Origin of the sequence: Dyella jiangningensis, assembly GCF_003264855.1 — a bacterium.
GTDB lineage: Bacteria > Pseudomonadota > Gammaproteobacteria > Xanthomonadales > Rhodanobacteraceae > Dyella > Dyella jiangningensis_C.
In genome coordinates, this window is sequence record NZ_NFZS01000004.1 from 994870 (window position 1) to 1016064 (window position 21195).

Below are 21195 nucleotides of genomic sequence, written 5' to 3' on the forward strand. Positions count from 1 at the left end.
CCTCCCAGCCGACAGACTGCCATCGTGACGCCCAAGCCGACTTCGCGCCACCTGCCTCCGCGCCGCCTGCTGGCGGTCGCTGCTGCGCTAGCCCTGTTTGGTGGCCCGGTGGAGGCCCAGTCGGCCTCGGACCAACCCGAACCCACGGCCCCGGTCAGCAACACGCCGCCGCCGGCCGTGTCGAACTGCCCGCTGGGCGCGTTCCGCTGCCCGCCGCGTCCGCTGAACTATGCGATGTGCCGCCCCAACGCGATGCTGTCGTTCTACGACCCGACGCTGAGCAAGGACAGCTCGGTCCGCGACACGTCCAACACGTACGTCACCGCCCAGCGCGTCGACAGCTCCAACCAGACTGTCTACCACCTGGAGGGCGACGTGAAGGTGGAACGCGCCGACCAGCGCATGCAGGCGGACGTCACGGACTACAACGACGAGACCACCGACTACGACGCGCGCGGCAACGTGCGCTACCAGGAAGCCGGCCAGCTGCTGTCCTCGGACCACATGCGCGGCAACCAGACCGCCAGCACCGCCACCGCCGACAACGTCAGCTACCAGATGCTGACCAATCGCGGCAACGGCGTGGCCCAGCAGGGCCAGATGCTGGACGACCAGCGCAGCCGCTACACGCAGGCCACCTATTCCACCTGCGACGTGGGCAACCATGTATGGGAGATCAAGGGCAAGGACATCCGGATGGACAAGGAGACCGGGGAAGGCGTCGCGCATGACGCCACCATGTCTCTCTATGGCGTGCCGTTCTTCTACCTGCCGACGTTCTCCTTCCCGATCGATGATCGCCGCAAGACCGGCTTCCTGACGCCGACGATCGGCAACTCCAGCCGCTCGGGCTTCACGGTCAGCACGCCTTATTACCTGAACCTCGCGCCGAACTACGACGCCACGCTGGACCCGCGCATCTATACCTCGCGCGGCGTCATGCTCGCCGGCGAATTCCGCTACCTCGTGCCAGGCAGCCTCGGCCAGCTGAATTTCGAATACCTGCCGAACGACCGCGGCGACCCGACGCCGGGCAGCACCGAGGACACCAAGGGCGACGACCGCTGGCTGCTGAAGTACAACGACATCACGCACCTGTATGGTCCGTGGTCGCTCAACGCCTCGATCAATCGCGCGTCCGACCGCAACTACCTGCGCGACTTCGGCAACGACCTGTACACCTCGGCCATCGGCACGCTCACGTCGAGCACCTATATCAACGGTGGCGGCATGTGGGGCAGCGCGTACTGGAACGCGCAGCTCGGCGCCGACTACTACCAGAACGTCGATCCGTCGTTGCCCGACACCGTCGTGCAGTACAAGCGCTGGCCGCGCGCCGCGTTCAACGTCGACTACCCGATCAACCGCTGGCTCGACGTCGGCGCGAACACCGAAGCCGTCGCGTTCCGCAAGGAAAACGTGGTGGAAGGCAACCGCCTCGACCTGTACCCGTACATCGGGGCGGATTTCCGCGGTGCGGCGTGGTTCGTCAAGCCCAAGATCGCCTACCGCTATACCGGGTACGACCTGCAGGGCAACTACGAGCAGTACGGCTACCTGGGCCGCCTCGGCCAAAACGTCGCCTCGCCCTTCACCAGCAACTCGCCCAGCCGCTCGCTGCCGATCGTCAGCGTGGACAGCGGCCTGGTCTTCGACCGCAGCACGTCCCTGTTCGGCACCAACTACACGCAGACGCTGGAGCCGCGCCTGTACTACCTGTACGTGCCGTACCGCAATCAGGACAACATCCCGCTGTTCGACACCAACCTGATGTCGTTCGACACCTGGCAGCTGTTCACCACGAACACCTACTCGGGTGCCGATCGCCAGATGAACGCGAACAACCTCAGCGCCGCGCTCACCACGCGCCTGCTGGACGACAACGGCGTGGAGCGGCTGTCGGCGACCTTCGGCCAGATCCGCTACTTCAACCAGCAGCGCGTGCAGTTGCCCAACGGCCAGAACACGGTCACCCCGGCCACCGACTGGTCCGGCTCGGACTACGTGGTCGAGCTCAACACCCAGCTCAGCGACGACTGGCGCCTGACCTCGCAGTACCAGTGGAACCCCAATACCAGCCTCACCGACCTGGGCGCCCTGACCCTGCAGAAGCGCATCAAGGTCGACGGCATCATCAACTTCTCGTACCGCTACCGCCGCCAGCCCGGATCCGAAGCGCCCCTGCTGGAACAATACGACGCCTCGGTGGTCTACCCCATTTCCGACCGCTGGCGCCTGCTCGGCCACTGGACCTATTCGGTGCTCGACAAGAAGACGGTGGAAGCCCTGGCGGGTGTGGAGTACGACAGCTGTTGCGTGGCGCTGCGCCTGATCGGCCGGCACTACGTGAACACCTACAACTACATCACCACGACGGGCGCGGCGAACAACGCCATCATGCTGGAAGTGGAGTTCAAGGGCATGGGCGGGTTCACCGGTCAGTCGGAAAGCTCCCTGCGTAATGGTATTCTTGGTTATCAATAACTTCCCTGTCGCCCATGGCGATTGAAGGCCCCCGACTGATGAAGCAGCCCTTCGCGTTGTTCCTGCTCGCGATCGCCACCGCGACCGCCCTGCCCGCCCACGCCCAGCTGTTGCCGCAGGCAGCCGCTTCCGGCAAACAGCCGCTCGACCGTATCGTGGCGGTGGTGGACGAGGGCGTGATCCTGCAGAGCGAGCTGAACGAGGCGGTGCGCTCGGTGCAGCAGCAATACGCCAGCAACCCCGGCCAGCTTCCCCCGATGGACGTCCTCCAGCGCCAGGTGCTGGATCGTCTGATCCTGATGCGCCTGCAGGTGCAGCGCGCCGACGACCAGGGCATCCGCGTGTCCGATGCCGACGTCGACAAGGCCGTTGCCGCCGTGGCCCAGCAGAACCGCATGTCGCCGGAACAGCTGCGTGCCGCCGTGGAACAGGACGGCTCCAGCTGGGCCGCCTTCCGCCACCAGTTGGGCGACCAGCTCGTGGCGCAGCGCCTGCACGACAGCGTGGTGCGTGATCAGGTCACCATCACCGACAGCGAAATCAACAACATGCTGGCCAGCCCCACCTACAAGGCGGGCGAGGTGCATCTGGCGCACATCCAGGTCAGCCTCCCGGCCGGTGCCAGCGCCGCCGACATCAAGGCGGCCCAGGACAAGGCCACCCAGGCCATCGACGCCATCAAGGGCGGCATGGACTTCCACGCGGCGGCCATCCGCTACTCCGACGGCCAGGACGCCCTGGACGGTGGTGACCTCGGCTGGCGCCGCATGGACGAGATCCCGCCGGCCTTCGCCGACGCCGTGGCCGGCATGAAGGCCGGCGACGTCACGCCGGCCATGCGTGGCCCGACCGGCTTCCACATCCTCAAGCTGATCGAGCAGCGCGCCCCGAGCCGCCAGGTCGTGCAGGAGTTCCACGCCCGCCAGATCCTGATCAAGCCCAGCGAGCTGCTGACGCCCGAACAGGCCCACCAGAAGGCGGAAGACCTGTACAACCGCATCGTCACCAAGCACGAGGACTTCGCCAAGCTGGCGAAGGAAAACTCCAAGGACGACACCACCGCCAACAACGGCGGCGACATGGGCTGGTTCGCGCAGGGCGACTGGGGTTCGATCATCGGCCAGCAGCTCGGCGAGATGAAGGATGGCCAGGTCGCGCAGCCCTTCCAGAGCGAAGCGGGCTGGCACGTCCTCGAGCGCCTGGGCACCCGCCAGAGCGATCGCACCGACGAGATGGAGCGCAACCAGGCGCGCCAGGCCATCGGCAACCGCAAGGCCGAGCAGGTCTATGATGACTACCTGCGCGAAATGCGTTCCGCCGCCTACGTGAACATCCTGGTGCCCGAGCTGCGCGATCCCAACCAGCCGCAGGCCACCAAGTCTTCCTGAGGCCGCATTGAACGTCGCCCACGCCCTGCCCCGGCTGGCCGTTACCGCGGGTGAGCCGGCGGGGGTCGGAGCGGAGCTGTTGATCCGATTGGCCGCCACTCCCGTGGCGGCCAATTTCGTTGCGATCACCGATCGTGAGTTGCTGGCCCGCGCTGCGTCCCGTTGCGGACTGGCGATCGAGCTGGTCGACGATGATGGTTCCGATATCACCGCGCGCGCGCCAGGGCAACTGCGTGTCCGCCATGCGCCGCTGGCTGTGGCGGAGCAGCCCGGCCATCCCGATCCGCGCAATGCCCACCACGTGCTGGCCACGCTTGCCGAGGCGGCCGACGGCTGCATGGCCGGCCGCTATGCCGCCATCGTCACGGCGCCGCTGCAGAAGTCGTCCATCAACGAGGCCGGCATCCGCTTCAGCGGCCACACCGAGTTCTTCGCCGAGCGTGCGCACGCCGACGTGGTGATGATGCTGGCGAGCCCCGAACTGCGCGTGGCGCTCGCCACGACCCATCTCCCGCTGTCCGCCGTTCCCGCGGCGATCACCCGCGATGCACTGGAGCGGGTGCTGCGCATCGTCCATCGCGAACTGCGCGCCAAGTTCGGCTTCGCGCAGCCGCGTATCGGCGTACTCGGCCTGAACCCGCATGCGGGCGAAGGCGGGCATCTCGGCCGCGAAGAGCTGGACACGATCATTCCCCTGCTCGACATCCTGCGCGGCGAAGGCATGGCGCTGGTCGGCCCGCTGCCGGCCGATACGGCCTTCGTGCCGTCGCAGCGCGATCGCTACGACGCCGTGCTGGCGATGTACCACGACCAGGCGCTGCCGGTGCTCAAGAGCGAAGCGTTCGACCGCACCGTCAACCTCACCCTTGGCCTGCCCTTCATCCGCACCTCGGTCGATCACGGCACCGCACTGGACCTCGCCGGCACCGGCAAGGCCGATCCGTCCAGCCTGATCGCCGCGGCGAACATGGCGCTGGACCTGGTGCGCCGACGCACCGTCATGTCGTGACCCACGGCACGGCCTATTCCAACGAGTCTTTCTTGCTATGTCTCCTCCGATGAACGCCCGTCCCAAGAAGAGTTTCGGTCAGCACTTCCTGCACGAGAAGCGCTACATCGAACGCATCGTCAGCGCGATCTCACCGCGCCCGGACGACTTCGTGGTCGAGATCGGCCCCGGCGAAGGCGCGCTGACGCTGCCCTTGCTCGCGGCCGCGCAGAAACTCACGGCCATCGAGCTCGATACCGATCTCATCCCCGACCTGCAGGCACGCGCCGCCAGCGTGGGCGAGCTGAGCATCGTCCACTCGGACGTGCTGAAGGTGGACTTCACCGCGCTGGCCCACCGCCACGGCGTGGAACGCCTGCGCATCGCGGGCAACCTGCCGTACTACATCTCCAGCCCGATCCTGTTCCACTGCGTCGAACATGCGCGTGCGATCCAGGACATGCATTTCATGCTGCAGAAGGAAGTGGTCGACCGCATGGCGGCCGAGCCGGGCAGCAAGGTGTATGGACGGCTGTCCGTGATGCTGCAGCTGGCCTGTCGCGTGGAGCCGCTGTTCGTGGTGCCGCCGGGCGCGTTCCGTCCGCCGCCGAAAGTCGATTCGGCCGTCGTACGCCTGGTTCCATTGGGGCCCGACCAATTGCCCGATGCCGACCCCGAACGCATCCATGCCATCGTCAAGGCCGCGTTCGCGCAGCGTCGCAAGACACTGGGCAACGCACTCAAGAATGTCATGGATGCCCCGTCGATCATCGCCGCGGATGTCGACCCCAAGGCACGCGCCGAAACGCTTTCACCCCGGGATTACGTGCGGCTGGCACGCGTCGCCGTGGAGTGAAGGCGAGGGTCGGCCGGAAGGCGGGCCCTGATTCAGCCCTGCGCACGCAAGCTTTCCCCATGGAAGGCCACAACCCGTACAATCGCCGCATGAACGACAGATCTTCCTACACGATCGACGTGCAGGTCGAACCCCGCTTTGTCCCCGACCAATCCCGTCCCGGCGACAACCGCTATGTTTTCGCCTACACGATCACGCTGCACAACGCGGGCGACGTGCCCGCACGCCTGCTCTCGCGCCACTGGGTCATCACGGATGCGAACGGCAAGGTGGAAGAAGTCACCGGCGAAGGCGTCGTCGGCGAACAGCCGTGGATGCGTCCCGGCGACCGCTACGAATACACCTCCGGCGCCGTGCTCGAAACCGCGGTGGGCGTGATGGAGGGCAGCTACCAGATGCTCGCCGATGACGGCACGCATTTCGAGGCGCAGATCCCGGCGTTCACGCTGTCCATTCCGCGTACGCTGCACTGATGGCCATCTATGCGATCGGCGATGTGCAGGGCTGCCATCCCGAACTCCAACGCCTGCTCGACAAGCTGCGCTTCGACCCCGCCAGCGACCGCCTGTGGTTCTGCGGCGACCTGGTCAATCGCGGCGGCCAGTCGCTGCAGACCCTGCGCCTGATCCATAGCCTGCGCGAGCAGTCCATCGTCACGCTGGGCAACCACGATCTCAGCCTGCTGGCGATTGCGCAGCGTCGCCCCGAGGCGCAATCGAAGGTGAACCCGGAACTGCGCGAAGTGCTGTTTGCCGACGACGCGCCGGTGCTGATGGAATGGCTGCGCTCGCAGAAGCTGCTGCATCACGACGAGCAACTCAACTGGACCATGGTGCACGCGGGACTCGCTCCCATGTGGACGCTGCGACAGGCACAACGCTCGGCGCAGGAGATCGAACGCGAACTGGGCAGCCCGCGTCATCCGCGCCTGCTGAAGAACCTGTTCGGCAATCGTCCGGCCGCGTGGAACAGCCGCCTGCAAGGCATCGAGCGCATGCGCGCATCGATCAACACGCTCACCCGCATGCGCTATTGCGACGTGCAGGGCCGCATCGACTTCGAGAGCAAAGGCATCCCGGGAACGCAGAAGCCCGGCATGTATCCGTGGTTCGAGGTTCCCGGCATGCGTCGTCGCGAAACCCGCATCGTGTGCGGCCACTGGTCCGCTCTCGGCCGCATGGCCGGCATGGGCGTGTACGCCATCGACACCGGTTGCGTGTGGGGTGGGCAGCTCACTGCGCTGCGACTGGACTGCGAAGAACCGCAATACATCACCGTCGACGCCGAGCCCTATCGCAAGCGCATACCCGGTGGCGGGGACTGACGCCCGCAAGCTCTTTGTCGCTCTTTGTAGGAGCGCACCCAGTGCGCGAAAAGCCTACGGAGCGATAACGCAGCAGCACAGCCATCGAGAACGGCGCACGTTGATCGCGCACTGGGTGCACTCCTGCAAAAGAAGCTGCGTGGTACCGCAAAAAAGAAACCCCGCCTAGGCGGGGTTTCTTCTTGTCAGCTCAGTTGGCCATGGCAGTGCTTGAACTTCTTGCCGGAGCCACACGGGCAAGGATCGTTCCGACCGACACGCGGACCATCCTGCCCCGCCTGCGGCAACGCCGCCATGCTGGCCGCCGCCAAGGCTTCCGCATCGGCGCCCAGCGCGCCCACCGGCGCACCACCGCCGCTGGCCAGCATCTGGCGCTGCAGGCGTTCGGCGAGGCGTTGCTGTTCGGCTTCCATCGCCGCGACTTCTTCTTCGCTACGTACGCGCACGCGCGCCAGCATCTGCACCACTTCGGTCTTGATGCGGTCGAGCATGCTGGAGAACAGCTCGAACGACTCGCGCTTGAACTCCTGCTTGGGCTGCTTCTGCGCATAGCCGCGCAGATAGATGCCCTGGCGCAGGTAATCCATGCTCGCCAGGTGCTCCTTCCAGGCATTGTCGACCACGCTCAACATGATGTGCTTCTCGAGCTGGCGCATGGTCTCGGCGCCGATCTGCTGTTCCTTCGTCTTGAACAGCTGCTCCAGCCCATCGCGCACGTGCTCGAGGATCATCTTGTCGTCGATCTCGTGCTGCTGCTCGATCCAGTGCTTGAGGTCCAGCGACAGGCCGAACTCGCTCTCGAGTTCGCGATCGAGGCCGGCGATGTCCCACTGCTCGTCCACGCTGTCGGCAGGCACGTGGCGGCGCACCAGGTCGGTGACCACGTCGTCGCGGATGTCGGCGATGGTGTCGGACACGTCGTCCACTTCCAGCAGCTCGTCGCGCTGGGCGTAGATCACCTTGCGCTGGTCGTTGGCGACGTCGTCGAACTCCAGCAGGTGCTTGCGGATGTCGAAGTTGTGCTGCTCGACCTTGCGCTGCGCCTTTTCGATCTGGCGGCTGACCATGCGGTCTTCCAGCGCGTCGTCTTCCTTCATGCCGAACATGCGCATCCAACGGCCGACCCAGTCGCCGGCGAAGATGCGCAGCAGGTTGTCTTCGAGAGACAAATAGAAGCGCGAGGAACCCGGGTCGCCCTGGCGGCCCGAACGGCCACGCAGCTGGTTGTCGATACGACGCGACTCATGACGCTCGGTGCCCACGATGTGCAGGCCGCCCGCCGCAAGCACCTGCTCGTGGCGCTTCTTCCAGTCGGACTTGACCTTCGCGCGCTCGGTTTCCGAGGCGCCTTCCGGCAAGGTCGCCAGCGCGGCTTCGAGGCTGCCGCCCAGCACGATGTCGGTACCGCGACCGGCCATGTTGGTGGCGATGGTCACCGAACCCGGCGCACCGGCCTGGGCCACGATGTGCGCTTCGCGCTCATGCTGCTTCGCGTTGAGCACCTCGTGCGCGATCTTTTCCTTGCGCAGCAGGTTCGACAGCAGCTCGGACACTTCGATGGACGTGGTGCCCACCAGCACGGGCTGGCCGCGCTTGTTGCATTCCTTGATGTCCTCGATCACCGCGCGGTACTTCGCCTGCTGGGCCAGGAAGACCATGTCCGGGTTGTCCTGGCGGATCATCGGCTTGTGGGTGGGAATCACCACCACTTCCAGGCCGTAGATCTGCTGGAACTCGTACGCTTCCGTGTCGGCCGTACCGGTCATGCCGGCCAGCTTCTTGTACATGCGGAACAGGTTCTGGAAGGTAACCGTCGCCAGCGTCTGGTTCTCGCGCTGGATCGGCACGCCTTCCTTCGCCTCCACCGCCTGGTGCAGGCCATCCGACCAGCGGCGGCCCGGCAGCGTGCGGCCGGTGAATTCGTCGACGATCACCACCTCGCCGTCGCGGACGATGTAGTCCACGTCACGGTGGTAGATCGCGTTGGCACGCAGCGCCGCATTGAGATGGTGCACCACGGCCAGGTTCTTCGAATCGTACAGGCCGCTTTCCGGATCGATCACGCCCGCTTCGCGCAGCAGCTCGTCCGCGTGCGACATGCCTTCTTCGGACAGGTGCACCTGCTTCTGCTTCTCGTCGACGAAATAATCGCCGGACGCATCTTCCTTCTCCTGGCGGATCATCTTCGGGACGATCTTGTTCACCGAGAGGTACAGCTGCGGGGAATCCTCGGCCGGACCGGAGATGATCAGCGGCGTGCGCGCTTCGTCGATCAGGATCGAGTCGACTTCGTCGACGACGGCGAAGTTCAGGCCACGCTGGTAGCGCTGGTCCTTGCTGAGCGCCATGTTGTCGCGCAGGTAGTCGAAACCGAACTCGTTGTTGGTGCCGTAGGTGATGTCGGCGGCATACGCGACATGCTTGTCGGCGTGATCCATGCCCGGCCACACCACGCCCGTGGTCAGGCCGAGGAAGCTGTAGAGCTTGCCCATCTGCGCGGAGTCGCGGCGCGCCAGGTAGTCGTTGACCGTCACCACGTGCACGCCCTTGCCTTCCAGGGCGTTGAGGTACACCGGCAGCGTGCCCACCAGGGTCTTGCCCTCACCCGTGCGCATTTCGGCGATGCGGCCCGAATGCAGCACCATGCCGCCGATCATCTGCACGTCGTAGTGGCGCATGCCAAGCACGCGCTTGGCGCCCTCGCGCACCACCGCGAAGGCCTCCGGCAACAGCTTGTCCAGCGACTCGCCACCGGCAACGCGCTGCTTGAACTCGTCGGTCTTGGCGCGCAGCGCCTCGTCGCTCAGCTTCTCGAATTCGGGTTCCAGCGCATTGATGCGCGCGACAGTCTTGGAGAGCTGGCGGAGCACGCGTTCATTGCGGCTACCGAAAAGGCTCGTCAGGGCACGGTTGAGCATCGATCTTCCGGATCAGGATTCATGAGCCGCCCGCCTGGCTCAAACCGGGCGGGACGAAAGGATTGATGATACTAGGGTCGGCGGGCTATCCCAAACGCCGGAGGTCATCCTCCCGCGGCCTGGCGGCTCCCGCGGCCTGGCGGGTTACCCGCCTGAAGGCGGCCCGCGGACTCCCCCGATCATCGTCCCAGCCTAGGTGTGGCGGCTTGCGCAAAGGCTTTCAAGGGCGGCCGGCGGCCGCCCGGAGGCATGGTCAGCGATGGTTCTTCACGAAGGCCAGCGGATTGACCACGCGGCCCTTGTACCAGACCTCAAAGTGCACGTGAGACCCGGTGGAGCGACCGGTCGAGCCGGCCTCGGAGACGACGTCACCCACATGCACGCGCTGGCCCGGCGCGACGTCCAGCTTGCTGTTGTGGGCGTAGCGGGTCATGTAGCCGTTGCCGTGATCGATTTCGATCACTTCGCCGTAGCCGGAGCGCTCGCCCGCGAAGGTCACCATGCCTTCGGCGACCGCATGCACGGCGGTGCCCTTCGGCGTCGAGATATCGAGGCCCGTGTGGTAAGCGCTGTGGCCGCTGAACGGGTCCGGACGACCGCCGAAATAGGAGGAAATGTAGCCGTCGACCGGCATGCCGGTGGGCTTGAGGTTGGATTCGATCTTGGCGTCGAGCAACAGGCTTTGCAGCGCTGAGAGCTGCGCCTGCTGGCTGTCGAACTGGTTGGCGAGCTGGTTGATGCTGGTATCGAGCGTCTGCGGCAGGGCGTAGCCGCCATCCGCCGAATCTTCCACACCGCCGACGGCGGGCTGCTCGTCGAAATTGAATTCGCCGTCGTCGAGCTTGCCGACCTGGGTAAGGCGCTCGCCGAGGGCATTGAGACGGGTCGATTGCGCCTGAAGCTGGCCCAGCTTCACGGCAAGCGCGTCGATATCGCGCTGGGCATCCTTGCGTACGCCGACCAGTTGCTGGTTCTGCTGCTGCACCTGCTGGCGCAGCTGGCGGATCTCGGTGAGGGCGCGGTCATGCGGACTGGCCACCGCCATCGCAAGGGCGCCGCCCAGTCCCGCACATCCCAGTACCGCCACTGCCGCTATGCCCAACAGTCGCCATCGCAGGCGCCGGTCGGCGAGGTTGAAGGTTTTGGGCACCTTTTTGGTGCGGGACACAAGTATGATTTGCATGTCTTTCTTCGTCGAAGATGTCGGTATCCATGCAGCGCGACGCTCCACCACCCTCCCGCCGCAAGGGTTCCGGGCTGACGCCCATCACCGCCTTCGGCCCCATTGCCTCACTGGCCCGCAAAGCCCGTGAGCTGGATGCTTTGGATCGCGCACTGCGCCAGACGTTACCGTCACCACTCCGCGAGCAGGTTCGCTTCGCCAACCTGCAAGACGGCCGCCTCGTTTTTCTGGCTCCTTCGCCGGCTCTGGCCGCCAGGGTGCGTCTTCTCCAGACGCAAATCCTCTCGACCGCACGCGCCATCGGCACGTACGCCAGTTCAGTTACCGTGAAAGTGGCCCCCCCTCCACCGACAGACATCGTGCCGGATCGGTCAAAACCGCTTTCGCCGGCCGCTGCCTCTCACCTGAGAGCCGCTGCGGCCTCAACAACAGACCCCGAATTGCGGGAACTGTTCCTTGAGCTGGCGTCCGTCGCCGAAGTTTCTGATTCCCAACCCGACGAAGCAGCGGACTGACGTCCGGTCCTCGCCGACACCATTGCGGTACTTCCCCTGCACCGACCCTGAGGTCGGCGTGCATGGGTTTATACCATGCCCCCACGAACCGGATAGACCCTGATGTCATCAGGACGTGAACAGCTGCCAATGGAAGGCGCGAGGTATATCACAAAACGAACGGCCGCGTCCCGGAGGACGCGGCCGTTCAGTTTGTTCAGCCTTGTGAAGGACTTACGCGATCAGATCGCCTGGGCGGGATGCGCGTAGGAGATCGGTGCGGTGGCTGGGTCGTCGGCGAAGCTGACTTCTTCCCAGGCCGAAACGTCGGCCATCAGGGTGCGCAGCAGCTTGTTGTTGAGCTCGTGGCCCGACTTGTGCGCGTAGTACGCGCCGACCAGGCTGTGGCCCAGCAGGTACAGGTCGCCGATCGCGTCGAGGATCTTGTGCTTCACGAATTCGTCCTCGTAGCGGAGGCCGTCTTCGTTGAGCACGCGGTAGTCATCCAGCACCACGGCATTGTCCATCGAACCGCCGAGCGCGAGGTTGTGTTCGCGCAGCATCTCGATATCGCGCATGAAGCCGAAGGTGCGAGCGCGACTCACTTCCTTCACGAACGAGGTGGTGGAGAAATCGATCTCCGCCTTCGAGGTGCGCTTGCTGATGATCGGGTGGTTGAACTCGATCGAGAAGCCAACCTTGAAGCCTTCGAACGGCTCGAAGCTGGCCCACTTGTCGCCTTCCTGCACCTTGATCGGCTTCTTGATGCGGATGAAGCGCTTGGCGACGTTCTGTTCCTCGATGCCTGCGGACTGCAGCAGGAACACGAACGGACCCGCGCTGCCGTCCATGATCGGCACTTCGGGAGCGGAAAGATCGACATAGGCATTGTCGATGCCGAGGCCCGCCATCGCGGAGAGCAGGTGCTCCACCGTGGAGACGCGCACATCGCCATTGACGAGCGTGGTGGACAGGCGCGTGTCACCGACGTTGTCGGGACGAGCGGCGATTTCCACCGGCGGATTCAGATCGGTACGACGAAACACGATGCCCGTATTCGGGGCAGCGGGACGAAGCGTCATGTACACCTTGTCGCCGGTATGCAGACCGACGCCTGTGGCGCGAATGATGTTCTTGAGCGTACGCTGCTTGATCATTTTTTTGGTACCTGTAGGGGCAGCAGCCAAATTAGGGGACGGATGCTAACACAGTCTTAACCTGTGAAAAGGCGGTCCGTTCCACACACTCTGTTCACCCTTTCATCTTCCTTTCATTCATGAATAACTTTCATTCATGGGGTGATCAGCGTTTTCTCCAACAACTTCAGTGACTTAGGGTTCCGACACAGCGCTCCGGACCGGGACGGGATTCCGGTCACGGAGCGCCGGGCCCACCGAAAATTCACTGACGGCAGGCCATGCGTCGTCCTTGAAGCACAGTCGTTGGAGCTTTGCGTACGTCCAGAACGCTCGCCGGCAATGTCAGTGGACACCCGCCCGAGGGCGGAAACCCTTACGTACACCCGTTTCCCGAGGGAACATCAGGTGTGCGATTCGTTACTGACAAGTGAAACCGGCGATTTGTTCAATTTTTCTTCAAATTATTTGCCCTGTCAGCTATCTCAGTCGGCCTGGCGGCGCAGGAAGGCCGGAATATCCAGGTAGTCGAAGCTCGGATCGGCGCTCTTGGCCGAGGCGCTGGCCTCGACGCGGGTGGTCGTGGTGACCTCCGGCTGAGCGTAATCCACCACTTCGTTGCCGGTGCCGGTACGCAGCACGACCGGACGCGGACGCTGGCGCATTTCGACCTGCTGGGTGGCCACCGGACGCATCGGCTGGCGGGCCGCGGCGCGGTTGAGACCCGTGGCCACGACGGTGACGCGGACGTCATCCTGCATTTCGGGGTCGAGCGAGGTGCCCATGACCACGGTGGCATCTTCACTGGCGAAGTCATGAATGATGCGACCGATCTCGTCAAATTCGCGCATGGTCAGGTTCGGACCGGCGGTGACGTTCACCAGGATGCCGCAGGCGCCATTGAGGTTGACGTCTTCCAGCAGCGGATTGTTGATGGCGGCCTCGGCGGCGGCCTGCGCGCGGTCGTCGCCGCGGGCGGTGCCCGAACCCATCATCGCCATGCCCATCTCGGACATCACGGTGCGCACGTCGGCAAAGTCGACGTTGATCAGGCCCGGCGCGGTGATGAGGTCGGCGATGCCCTGCACGGCCCCCTGCAGCACGTCGTTGGCGGCCTTGAACGCATTGAGAAGCGTCACTTCACGACCCAGCACCGACAGCAGCTTCTCGTTGGGCACGGTGATCAGCGAATCGACGTGCTGCGAGAGGTCTTCGATGCCCTTGGCCGCGACCTGCATGCGACGACGGCCTTCGAACGGGAACGGCTTGGTGACCACGGCCACCGTGAGGATGCCCTTTTCCTTGGCGAGCTGGGCCACGACCGGGGCTGCGCCCGTACCGGTGCCGCCGCCCATGCCGCAGGTGATGAACACCATGTCCGCGCCCTCGAGCACTTCCTCGATGCGCTCACGATCTTCCAGTGCAGCCTGACGGCCCACTTCGGGGTTGGCGCCGGCGCCCAGGCCCTTGGTCACGTTGGCACCCAGCTGCAGGTGCGTACGCGATCCGCAGCTTTTCATGGCCTGCGCGTCGGTGTTGGCGACGACGAAGTCGACGCCTTCGATGTTTGCATTGAGCATGTGGGCCACGGCGTTGCCGCCGCCACCACCCACGCCGATGACCTTGATGACTGCATTGGGTGCGAGTTTTTCGATCAGTTCAAACATTTCCCGTCCTCCGTAGAGCTCTGTTGTCGTTGTATCCGCAGGTGTCGACGTTCCTGTCGCCCCTTGGTGGCGGACGAACATCCATTCGTCCATGGCGGGGCCTCCTGCCCCACCCAAATCAAAAGTTCTTGGTGATCCAGCCGCGCAGCTTGTCGACCAGACCGCCCACGCTGCCGCCCGAGGGCCCGCTCATGCGCATGCCGCCGTTGCGCGCGCCATGCAGAAGCAGGCCCACGCCGGTGGAATGCAGCGGGTTGGAAATGACCTCGCCGAGGCCGCTGATGTGCTGCGGCACGCCGATGCGCACCATCTTGTGGAAGATCTCCTCGGCCAGCTCCAGCGCACCTTCCATGCGCGAGGCACCACCCGTGAGTACGACGCCGGCCGCCACCAGGCTCTCGTAGCCGGAGCGTCGCAGCTCGTCCTGCACCATCTCGAAGATTTCCTCGTAGCGCGCCTGCACCGACTGCGCCAGCGACTGGCGGGCCAGGCGACGCGGCGGGCGGTCGCCCACGCTGGGCACCTGGATGGTTTCTTCGGCATGCGCCAGCTGCGCGAGCGCGCAGGCGTACTTGATCTTGATCTCCTCGGCATGCGCGGTCGGCGTATGCACGCCATAGGCGATGTCGTTGGTGACCTGGTCACCACCGACCGGCAGCGACTTGGTGTAGCGGATCGCGCCCTGCGTGTAGATGGCGATGTCGGTGGTGCCGGCGCCGATGTCGACCAGGCACACGCCCAGCTCGCGCTCATCATCGGTCAGCACCGACTTGGCGCTGGCCACCGCCGACGGCACCAGTTCGTCCACGGTGAGGCCGCAGCGCTGGATGCACTTGGAGATGTTCTGCACGGCCGCGGCGGCGCCGGTGACCAGGTGCACGCTCGCCTCCAGGCGCACGCCGCTCATGCCCACCGGGGAGCGGATGCCGTCCTGGCCGTCGATGCGGTATTCCTGCGACTCCTTGTAGAGCACCTTGCGGTCGGCCGGGATCGCCACCGCGCTGGCGGCCTCCAGCACCTGGTCGAGATCGCCCGGCGTCACTTCGCGATCGCGGATCGCGGCGGTGCCGTGGGAGTTCTTGGTTTCCAGGTGGCTGCCGGAGATCGAGGCGTAAACCGAGCGGATATCGCAGCCGGCCATCAGCTCGGCCTCTTCCACCGCGCGCTGGATCGAGTGCACGGTCGATTCGATGTCCACCACCGAGCCGCGCTTCATGCCGCGCGAGACGTGGGTGCCGATGCCGATCACTTCGATCGGCTCGCCAGGCTCGTACTCGCCGACGATCGCCACCACTTTCGAGGTGCCGATGTCGAGGCCGACGACCAGTTGCTTGTCGTTCTTGGGTTTCATGTGCGGGGTGAGCCTCCAGCGTTCACGGTGCTCGCCTGCGGCGGCCATCGAACGGCAAATCCATTGGTGTAACGAAGATCGGCATAGGCGAAGCCATCGGCATGGCCCGCCATGAGTTGTGGGTAGACATCGAGGAAGCGGCGCAGGCGACGACCGGCCTGGTCGCGATCGCCGACGACGATCTGTGCGCCGCTGCTCGTGGTGAGGCTCCAGCTGCCGCGCTCGGTGAGCGAGACGCCGGTGATTTTCAGTTTGGTGTTGGCGAAGGCCTTCTGCGTTTCCGCATAGAAGCTCACCACTTCCGCGAGACGGGCATCGGGTCCACGCAGGTCCGGCAGATCCCCGTTGGCGGACACGTCAGGCACGTCGAACACCAGGCCCTGCCGACTGATCAGGCGCTTCTCGTTCCAGCGCGCGAACGGCTGGCGCTCGTAGATGCGCAGGATCAGCGTGTCGGGCCAGCGCTTGCGCGCTTCCACCGATTCCACCCATGGCAACGCAGCAACAGCCTTCTGCACGCCGTCCAGGTCGAGCGCGAAGAACCCCTTGCCGAGGCGCGGCATGACGACCGTACGGAGTTCGTCCTCGGTCACATGCTTGAACTCGGCCTGCACCGTCAGCTGGGTCACCGGCCAACGATTGGCCGCAAACCATCCGCGCAGCACGCCGACGATCGGCAGCGCTACGAGCGCGATGGCCAGTACCCAGGCAACGAGGCGGATGATTCCCCTCACACGTCCTCCCGGAAGCTCGTTTCAAGCACGCGCCAGCACAGCGTCTGGTAGTCGATGCCGGCGACGGCGGCGGCCTTGGGCACCAGCGAATGCGAGGTCATGCCCGGCGCGGTGTTCACTTCCAGCAGCCAGTTGCGACCCTGCTTGTCGCGCATCACGTCGACACGGCCCCAGCCCGAGCAGGCCAGCGCGTCGAACGCGCGCAACGCCAGTTCCTGCATCTCGCGCTCGGCGTCGCCGTGCAGGCCCGGGCAGATGTACTGGGTGTCCTCGGCGATGTACTTGGCGTTGTAGTCGTAGTACTCGCCTTTGGGCACGATGTTGATGGTGGCGAGCACCTGGCGATCGAGCACGCCGACGGTGTATTCGCCACCTTCGATCAGCGTCTCCATCAGCATGTCGCCGGGATAGCGCTGCGCCAGCGCCACGGCGTCATCGAGGTCTTCTTCCTTGAACACGCGGCTGACGCCCACGCTGGAACCTTCCCATGCCGGCTTCACGATCAGCGGGAAACCGATTTCGAGCGCGGCCGCGTGCACGTCGGCGCCGCGCGGCAGCGCCTTGAACTTCGGCGTGGGAAGACCCATCGCCTGCCACACCAGCTTGGCGCGGATCTTGTCGAGCGACAGCGCGGAACCCAGCACGCCGGAGCCGGTGAACGGAATGCGCAGCGACTGCAGCGCACCCTGCAGCTCGCCGTTCTCGCCGCCACCACCGTGCAGGATGTTGAACACGCGGGCGAAGTGGCCGGCGCGCACGGCGTCCAGCAGCGCCGGGATGCCGTCGATCGCATGCGCGTCCACGCCGCGCGCCTGCAACGCAGCAAGCACGTTGCGTCCGGAATCGAGCGAGACCTCGCGCTCGGCCGAGCTGCCGCCCATGACGACGGCGACGCGGCCAAACTGTGCGGGATCGGTGATCGTCTTGCTCATGCTTTGCTCGTCTTCAGTTGACCGGCATTCGCCATTTCCACCGCCGCCGCGCCGATATCGCCGGCGCCGAGCAGCAGCAACAGATCGCCGTCGCGCAGCAGCGCGGGCAGCGTGTCCTTCAGTTCGCGCGGATGATCGACCAGCACCGGATCGACCTTGCCGCGCGCACGCACCGCGCGCGCCAGGGCGCGACCGTCAGCACCGGCGATCGGCGCTTCACCGGCCGGATAGACGTCCGTCAGCACCAGCACGTCGGCCTCGGCCAGCACGTTGGCGAAGTCGTCCAGCAGGTCGCGCGTGCGGCTGTAGCGATGCGGCTGGAAACCGACCACGAGGCGGCGATCCGGCCAGCCGCCGCGTGCCGCGGCGAACACAGCCGCGAGCTCGCGCGGGTGATGGCCGTAGTCGTCGACCAGCAGGGCCGTGCCCTTGTCCAGCGCGATCTCGCCACGGCGATGGAAGCGGCGACCCACGCCCTGGAAGTTCTGCAGCGCGCGCGCAATCGCCTCGGCTTCCACGCCCAGCTGCCAGCCGATAGTGGCGGCGGCCAGCGCATTGAGCACGTTGTGGCGTCCCGGCAGGTTGAGCTTGACGTGCAATGCCTCGTTGCGGCCCGGGAGCCAAAGGTCGAAATGCATCTCGAAGCCGTGCTGCGAGAGGTTGCTCGCACGCACGTCGGCATCCTGGGTGTCGATGCCGTAGGTCATCACGCGACGCGGCGTCGACTTGGCCAGCGCGGCCACTTCCGGATCGTCCACGCACAGCACGGCGAGGCCGTAGAACGGCAGGCGATGCAGGAAGTCGGCGAAGGCCTTCTTCACCAGCGCGAAGTCACCGTGGTAGTTCTCCAGGTGGTCGGCGTCGATGTTGGTGACCACCGCGACCACCGGCGACAGCATCAGGAACGAACCGTCCGACTCGTCAGCCTCCGCCACGATGTACTGGCCCGTGCCCAGCCGTGCATTCGCGCCGGCGGCGTTGAGCTGGCCGCCGATCACGAAGGTCGGGTCGTAGTTCGCTTCGGCCAGCACGCTCGCCGCGAGGCTGGTGGTGGTGGTCTTGCCGTGCGTGCCGGCGATGGCGACGCCGCGGCGGAAGCGCATCAGCTCGCCCAGCATCTCGGCGCGCGGCACCACCGGGATGCGCGCGGCGCGGGCAGCCTGCAATTCGGGGTTGTCGGCGTTGATGGCGCTGGAGGTCACCACGACATCGGCATCACCAATGTTCTCGGCGGCATGTCCGACATGCACGTCAATGCCCAGCGCGGAAAGGCGCTGCGCGGTCAGCGAATTGGCGCGATCGGAACCGGAGACGGCATAGCCCAGGTTGTGCAGCACTTCGGCGATGCCGCTCATGCCCACGCCACCGATGCCGATGAAATGCACGCGACGGAAGGTGGTCATCAGGTCTTCGTGCGCGAGCAAGCGACGCGGCGTCATGCGGCCACCTCCATGCAGGCGCGTGCGATCACCGTCGCGGCGTCGGGCTTGGCCAGCGTGCGTGCCGCCTCGCCCATCGCGACCAGTCGCTCGCGATCATCCAGCAGCGCCTCGAGGCGCTGCGCCAACTGCTGTACGTCCAGATCCTTCTCCTGAATCAGTTCGGCCGCATGCACGGCGACCAGCGCCTCGGCATTGCGGGTCTGGTGGTCATCCACCGCATAGGGGAACGGCACGAGCACGGCGCCGAGTCCGGCGGCCGTCAGCTCGGCCAGCGTGAGCGCGCCCGCGCGGCACACCGCGAGGTCAGCCCAGGCATAGGTGCCGGCCATGTCTTCGATGAACGGCACGATCTGCGCGTCGACGCCGGCCTTGGCATAGGCGGCGCGCGCTTCATCGATGCCACGGTTGCCGCACTGATGCAGCACCTCGGGGCGCTGGGCCGGCGACAACAATGCCAATGCCTGCGGCAGCGCGATATTCAAGGCACGAGCGCCGAGGCTGCCACCCAGCACAAGCAGGCGTGCACGACCGGTACGACCGGCCATGCGCTCGCTCGGCGCCGGCAGCGCCGCAATGGCAGCACGTACCGGATTGCCGACCCATTCCGCACCGGGCAGCGCATCACTGAAGCCGGCCAGCACGCGCTGTGCGTGTTCGGCCAGCTTGCGATTGGTGAAGCCGGCCACGCGATTCTGTTCGTGCACGAGCAGCGGACGACGTGTGATGCGCGCGGCGACGCCGCCGGGGCCGGCCACATAGCCGCCCATCGACAGCACGCTGCGCGGCTTGATGCGACGCAGCGCGCCGAGCGAAGCGAGCAGTGCACGGGCGAGCATGAAGGGCGCCAGCAAACGCGTCTTCAGTCCCTTGCCACGCAGTCCGCCGACGGGCACGGTCACCAGATCGATGCCATGCGCCGGCACGACCTTGGTCTCCATGCCACCTTCGGCACCCAGCCACACCACCGGCACGCCCTGTGCGCGCAGCGCTTCTGCCACGGCGAGGCCCGGGAAGATGTGGCCACCGGTACCGCCGGCCATGATGAGCACAGGCGCCGTCATGCGGTCACCGCCTCGCGCGCAGGCGCGGCCACGGCGCTGTTCGCATCCGGCACGGCGTTCGCCGGCATGCGCGCCGCCATCTGGCGGGCGTCGAGCGCGCGATTGATTTCATACGTGGTGCGCAGCAGTACGCCGGCCATCGCACAGGTGAGCACGATGGACGAACCGCCGTAGCTGATCAGCGGCAGGGTCAGGCCCTTGGTCGGCAGCGCACCGAGGTTCACGCCGATGGACACCATAGTCTGCAGGCCGAGCATCAACGACACGCCGCAGGCCACGAAACCCGCAAAGCGCTGGCCGATCTCCATGCCCTTGAGGCCCATGTACAGGCCGCGGCCCACCGCGAGCGCGAACAGGCCCATCACCAGCAGGATGCCGGCCAGGCCCAGTTCCTCGGAGATCACCGCGAAGATGAAGTCGGTGTGCGCTTCGGGCAGATAGGACAGCTTGAGCACGCTCGAGCCCAGGCCCACGCCGGTCCACTCGCCACGACCGATCGCCATCAGCGACTGGGTGAGCTGGAAGCCGTCGTTGAACGGATCGGCCCACGGATCGATGAACGAGGTCAGGCGGCGCATGCGGTACGGCTCGAACTTCGCCACGAACCACAGCAGCGCCACCACCGGCAGGCCCATGCCACCGAGGTACATGGGCTTGGCACCGCCCATCCAGATCATGCCGATGGTCACCGCGATCATCAGCGTGGCCGAGCCGAAGTCCGGCTGCGCCAGCAGCAGCAGCACGAACAGGCCCGCCACCATGATCGGCTTGAACAGGCCCCAGAAACTGGTTTCCACGCTCTCGCGGTGGCGCACCAGATAGCTGGCGGTGTACACGACCAGGATCAGCTTCACCGCCTCGACCGGCTGAAAGCTGGTGATCAGGAAGTTGAGCCAGCGGCGCGCACCGTTGATGCGCATGCCGATGCCTGGCACGAACACCAGCAGCAGCAAGACCACCGCACCTGCGAGCAGCAGGTAGGCGTTCTTCTCCAGCAGTTTCATCTCGGTGCGCATGGCGATGCCCGCCAGCACCATGCCGATGCTGAGGAACAGCAGGTGGCGCTTGAGGAAGTAGAACGCACCAATGTGCTGGCTCTCGGCCACTGCGATCGAGCTGGACGCCACCATCACCACCCCGATGCAGGCGAGACCGACGAGCGCGATCACCAGCGGCATGTCGAAGCTGCCGCGGGGTCCCTGTCGTCGTTTGGCCTGGGTGGCGTCGAAGAACATGA

Annotated in this window: 17 protein-coding genes; 7 read left to right on the forward strand and 10 right to left on the reverse strand. The window is 65.7% G+C overall.

All coding sequences use genetic code 11. The features are described 5' to 3' along the window. The first annotated feature begins 24 nt into the window (after positions 1-24). The 6 genes from CA260_RS17040 (at position 25) to CA260_RS17065 (ending at position 7040) form a co-directional block, all read left to right on the forward strand. On the forward strand, positions 25-2484 hold the full coding sequence (locus CA260_RS17040; RefSeq protein ID WP_111984202.1) for an LPS-assembly protein LptD: 2460 nt from the start codon (positions 25-27) through the stop codon (positions 2482-2484). 38 nt (positions 2485-2522) lie between these two features. Continuing rightward, the gene (locus tag CA260_RS17045) at positions 2523-3872 is read left to right on the forward strand and encodes a peptidylprolyl isomerase (protein WP_111984203.1); all 1350 of its coding nucleotides are present in this window, start codon (positions 2523-2525) and stop codon (positions 3870-3872) included. A 7-nt stretch (positions 3873-3879) separates the two neighbouring features. Next, on the forward strand, positions 3880-4881 hold the full coding sequence (gene pdxA, locus CA260_RS17050) for a 4-hydroxythreonine-4-phosphate dehydrogenase PdxA (RefSeq protein ID WP_238149803.1): 1002 nt from the start codon (positions 3880-3882) through the stop codon (positions 4879-4881). A gap of 49 nt (positions 4882-4930) precedes the next feature. Then, positions 4931-5716, forward strand: coding sequence for a 16S rRNA (adenine(1518)-N(6)/adenine(1519)-N(6))-dimethyltransferase RsmA (gene rsmA, locus CA260_RS17055; protein WP_111984204.1), 786 nt, complete (start codon positions 4931-4933; stop codon positions 5714-5716). Between the two features lie 89 nt (positions 5717-5805). After that, positions 5806-6189 carry a Co2+/Mg2+ efflux protein ApaG gene (apaG, locus tag CA260_RS17060; protein WP_111984450.1) on the forward strand — a complete coding sequence of 128 codons (384 nt, stop codon included), beginning with the start codon at positions 5806-5808 and terminating at the stop codon, positions 6187-6189. Next, positions 6189-7040, forward strand: a complete 852-nt coding sequence (locus tag CA260_RS17065; protein WP_111984205.1) for a symmetrical bis(5'-nucleosyl)-tetraphosphatase — start codon at positions 6189-6191, stop codon at positions 7038-7040. The genes apaG and CA260_RS17065 overlap by 1 nt, the downstream gene beginning before the upstream one ends. 185 nt (positions 7041-7225) lie before the next feature. Here CA260_RS17065 and secA read toward each other — a convergent pair whose 3' ends face one another. Together secA and CA260_RS17075 are read right to left on the reverse strand one after the other, a co-directional pair. Beyond that, the gene (secA, locus tag CA260_RS17070) at positions 7226-9958 is read right to left on the reverse strand and encodes a preprotein translocase subunit SecA (protein ID WP_111984206.1); all 2733 of its coding nucleotides are present in this window, start codon (positions 9956-9958) and stop codon (positions 7226-7228) included. A 253-nt stretch (positions 9959-10211) separates the two neighbouring features. Then, positions 10212-11141: a M23 family metallopeptidase gene (locus tag CA260_RS17075; protein WP_111984207.1), complete on the reverse strand. Its 930-nt coding sequence runs from the start codon at positions 11139-11141 to the stop codon at positions 10212-10214. 29 nt (positions 11142-11170) lie between these two features. Here CA260_RS17075 and CA260_RS17080 point away from each other — a divergent pair, with 29 nt between their 5' ends. Next, a complete protein-coding gene (locus CA260_RS17080; RefSeq protein WP_111984451.1) occupies positions 11171-11656 on the forward strand; it encodes a DUF721 domain-containing protein in 486 nt (161 codons plus the stop codon). Between the two features lie 221 nt (positions 11657-11877). On the opposite strand, the gene lpxC is transcribed toward CA260_RS17080, so the two are convergent. From lpxC to ftsW, 8 genes are all read right to left on the reverse strand, one after another. Further along, entirely contained in the window at positions 11878-12792 is a 915-nt protein-coding gene (lpxC, locus tag CA260_RS17085; RefSeq protein ID WP_111984208.1) for a UDP-3-O-acyl-N-acetylglucosamine deacetylase, read from the reverse strand. Positions 12793-13256: 464 nt separating this feature from the next. After that, positions 13257-14438 (reverse strand): cell division protein FtsZ, encoded by a 1182-nt coding sequence (gene ftsZ, locus CA260_RS17090; RefSeq protein ID WP_111984209.1) that lies wholly within the window; start codon positions 14436-14438, stop codon positions 13257-13259. Between the two features lie 118 nt (positions 14439-14556). Further along, positions 14557-15789 carry a cell division protein FtsA gene (gene ftsA, locus CA260_RS17095; protein WP_111984210.1) on the reverse strand — a complete coding sequence of 411 codons (1233 nt, stop codon included), beginning with the start codon at positions 15787-15789 and terminating at the stop codon, positions 14557-14559. Then, positions 15786-16523, reverse strand: a complete 738-nt coding sequence (locus CA260_RS17100; RefSeq protein WP_111984211.1) for a cell division protein FtsQ/DivIB — start codon at positions 16521-16523, stop codon at positions 15786-15788. Before CA260_RS17100 ends, ftsA begins: the two co-directional genes overlap by 4 nt. Beyond that, on the reverse strand, positions 16520-17455 hold the full coding sequence (locus CA260_RS17105; protein ID WP_111984212.1) for a D-alanine--D-alanine ligase: 936 nt from the start codon (positions 17453-17455) through the stop codon (positions 16520-16522). The genes CA260_RS17100 and CA260_RS17105 overlap by 4 nt, the downstream gene beginning before the upstream one ends. Then, positions 17452-18894 (reverse strand): UDP-N-acetylmuramate--L-alanine ligase, encoded by a 1443-nt coding sequence (gene murC, locus CA260_RS17110; RefSeq protein ID WP_111984213.1) that lies wholly within the window; start codon positions 18892-18894, stop codon positions 17452-17454. Before murC ends, CA260_RS17105 begins: the two co-directional genes overlap by 4 nt. Continuing rightward, positions 18891-19958, reverse strand: coding sequence for an undecaprenyldiphospho-muramoylpentapeptide beta-N-acetylglucosaminyltransferase (murG, locus tag CA260_RS17115; RefSeq protein WP_111984214.1), 1068 nt, complete (start codon positions 19956-19958; stop codon positions 18891-18893). Before murG ends, murC begins: the two co-directional genes overlap by 4 nt. Further along, positions 19955-21193 (reverse strand): putative lipid II flippase FtsW, encoded by a 1239-nt coding sequence (ftsW, locus tag CA260_RS17120; RefSeq protein ID WP_172461880.1) that lies wholly within the window; start codon positions 21191-21193, stop codon positions 19955-19957. The genes murG and ftsW overlap by 4 nt, the downstream gene beginning before the upstream one ends. Between the last annotated feature and the right edge of the window lie 2 nt (positions 21194-21195).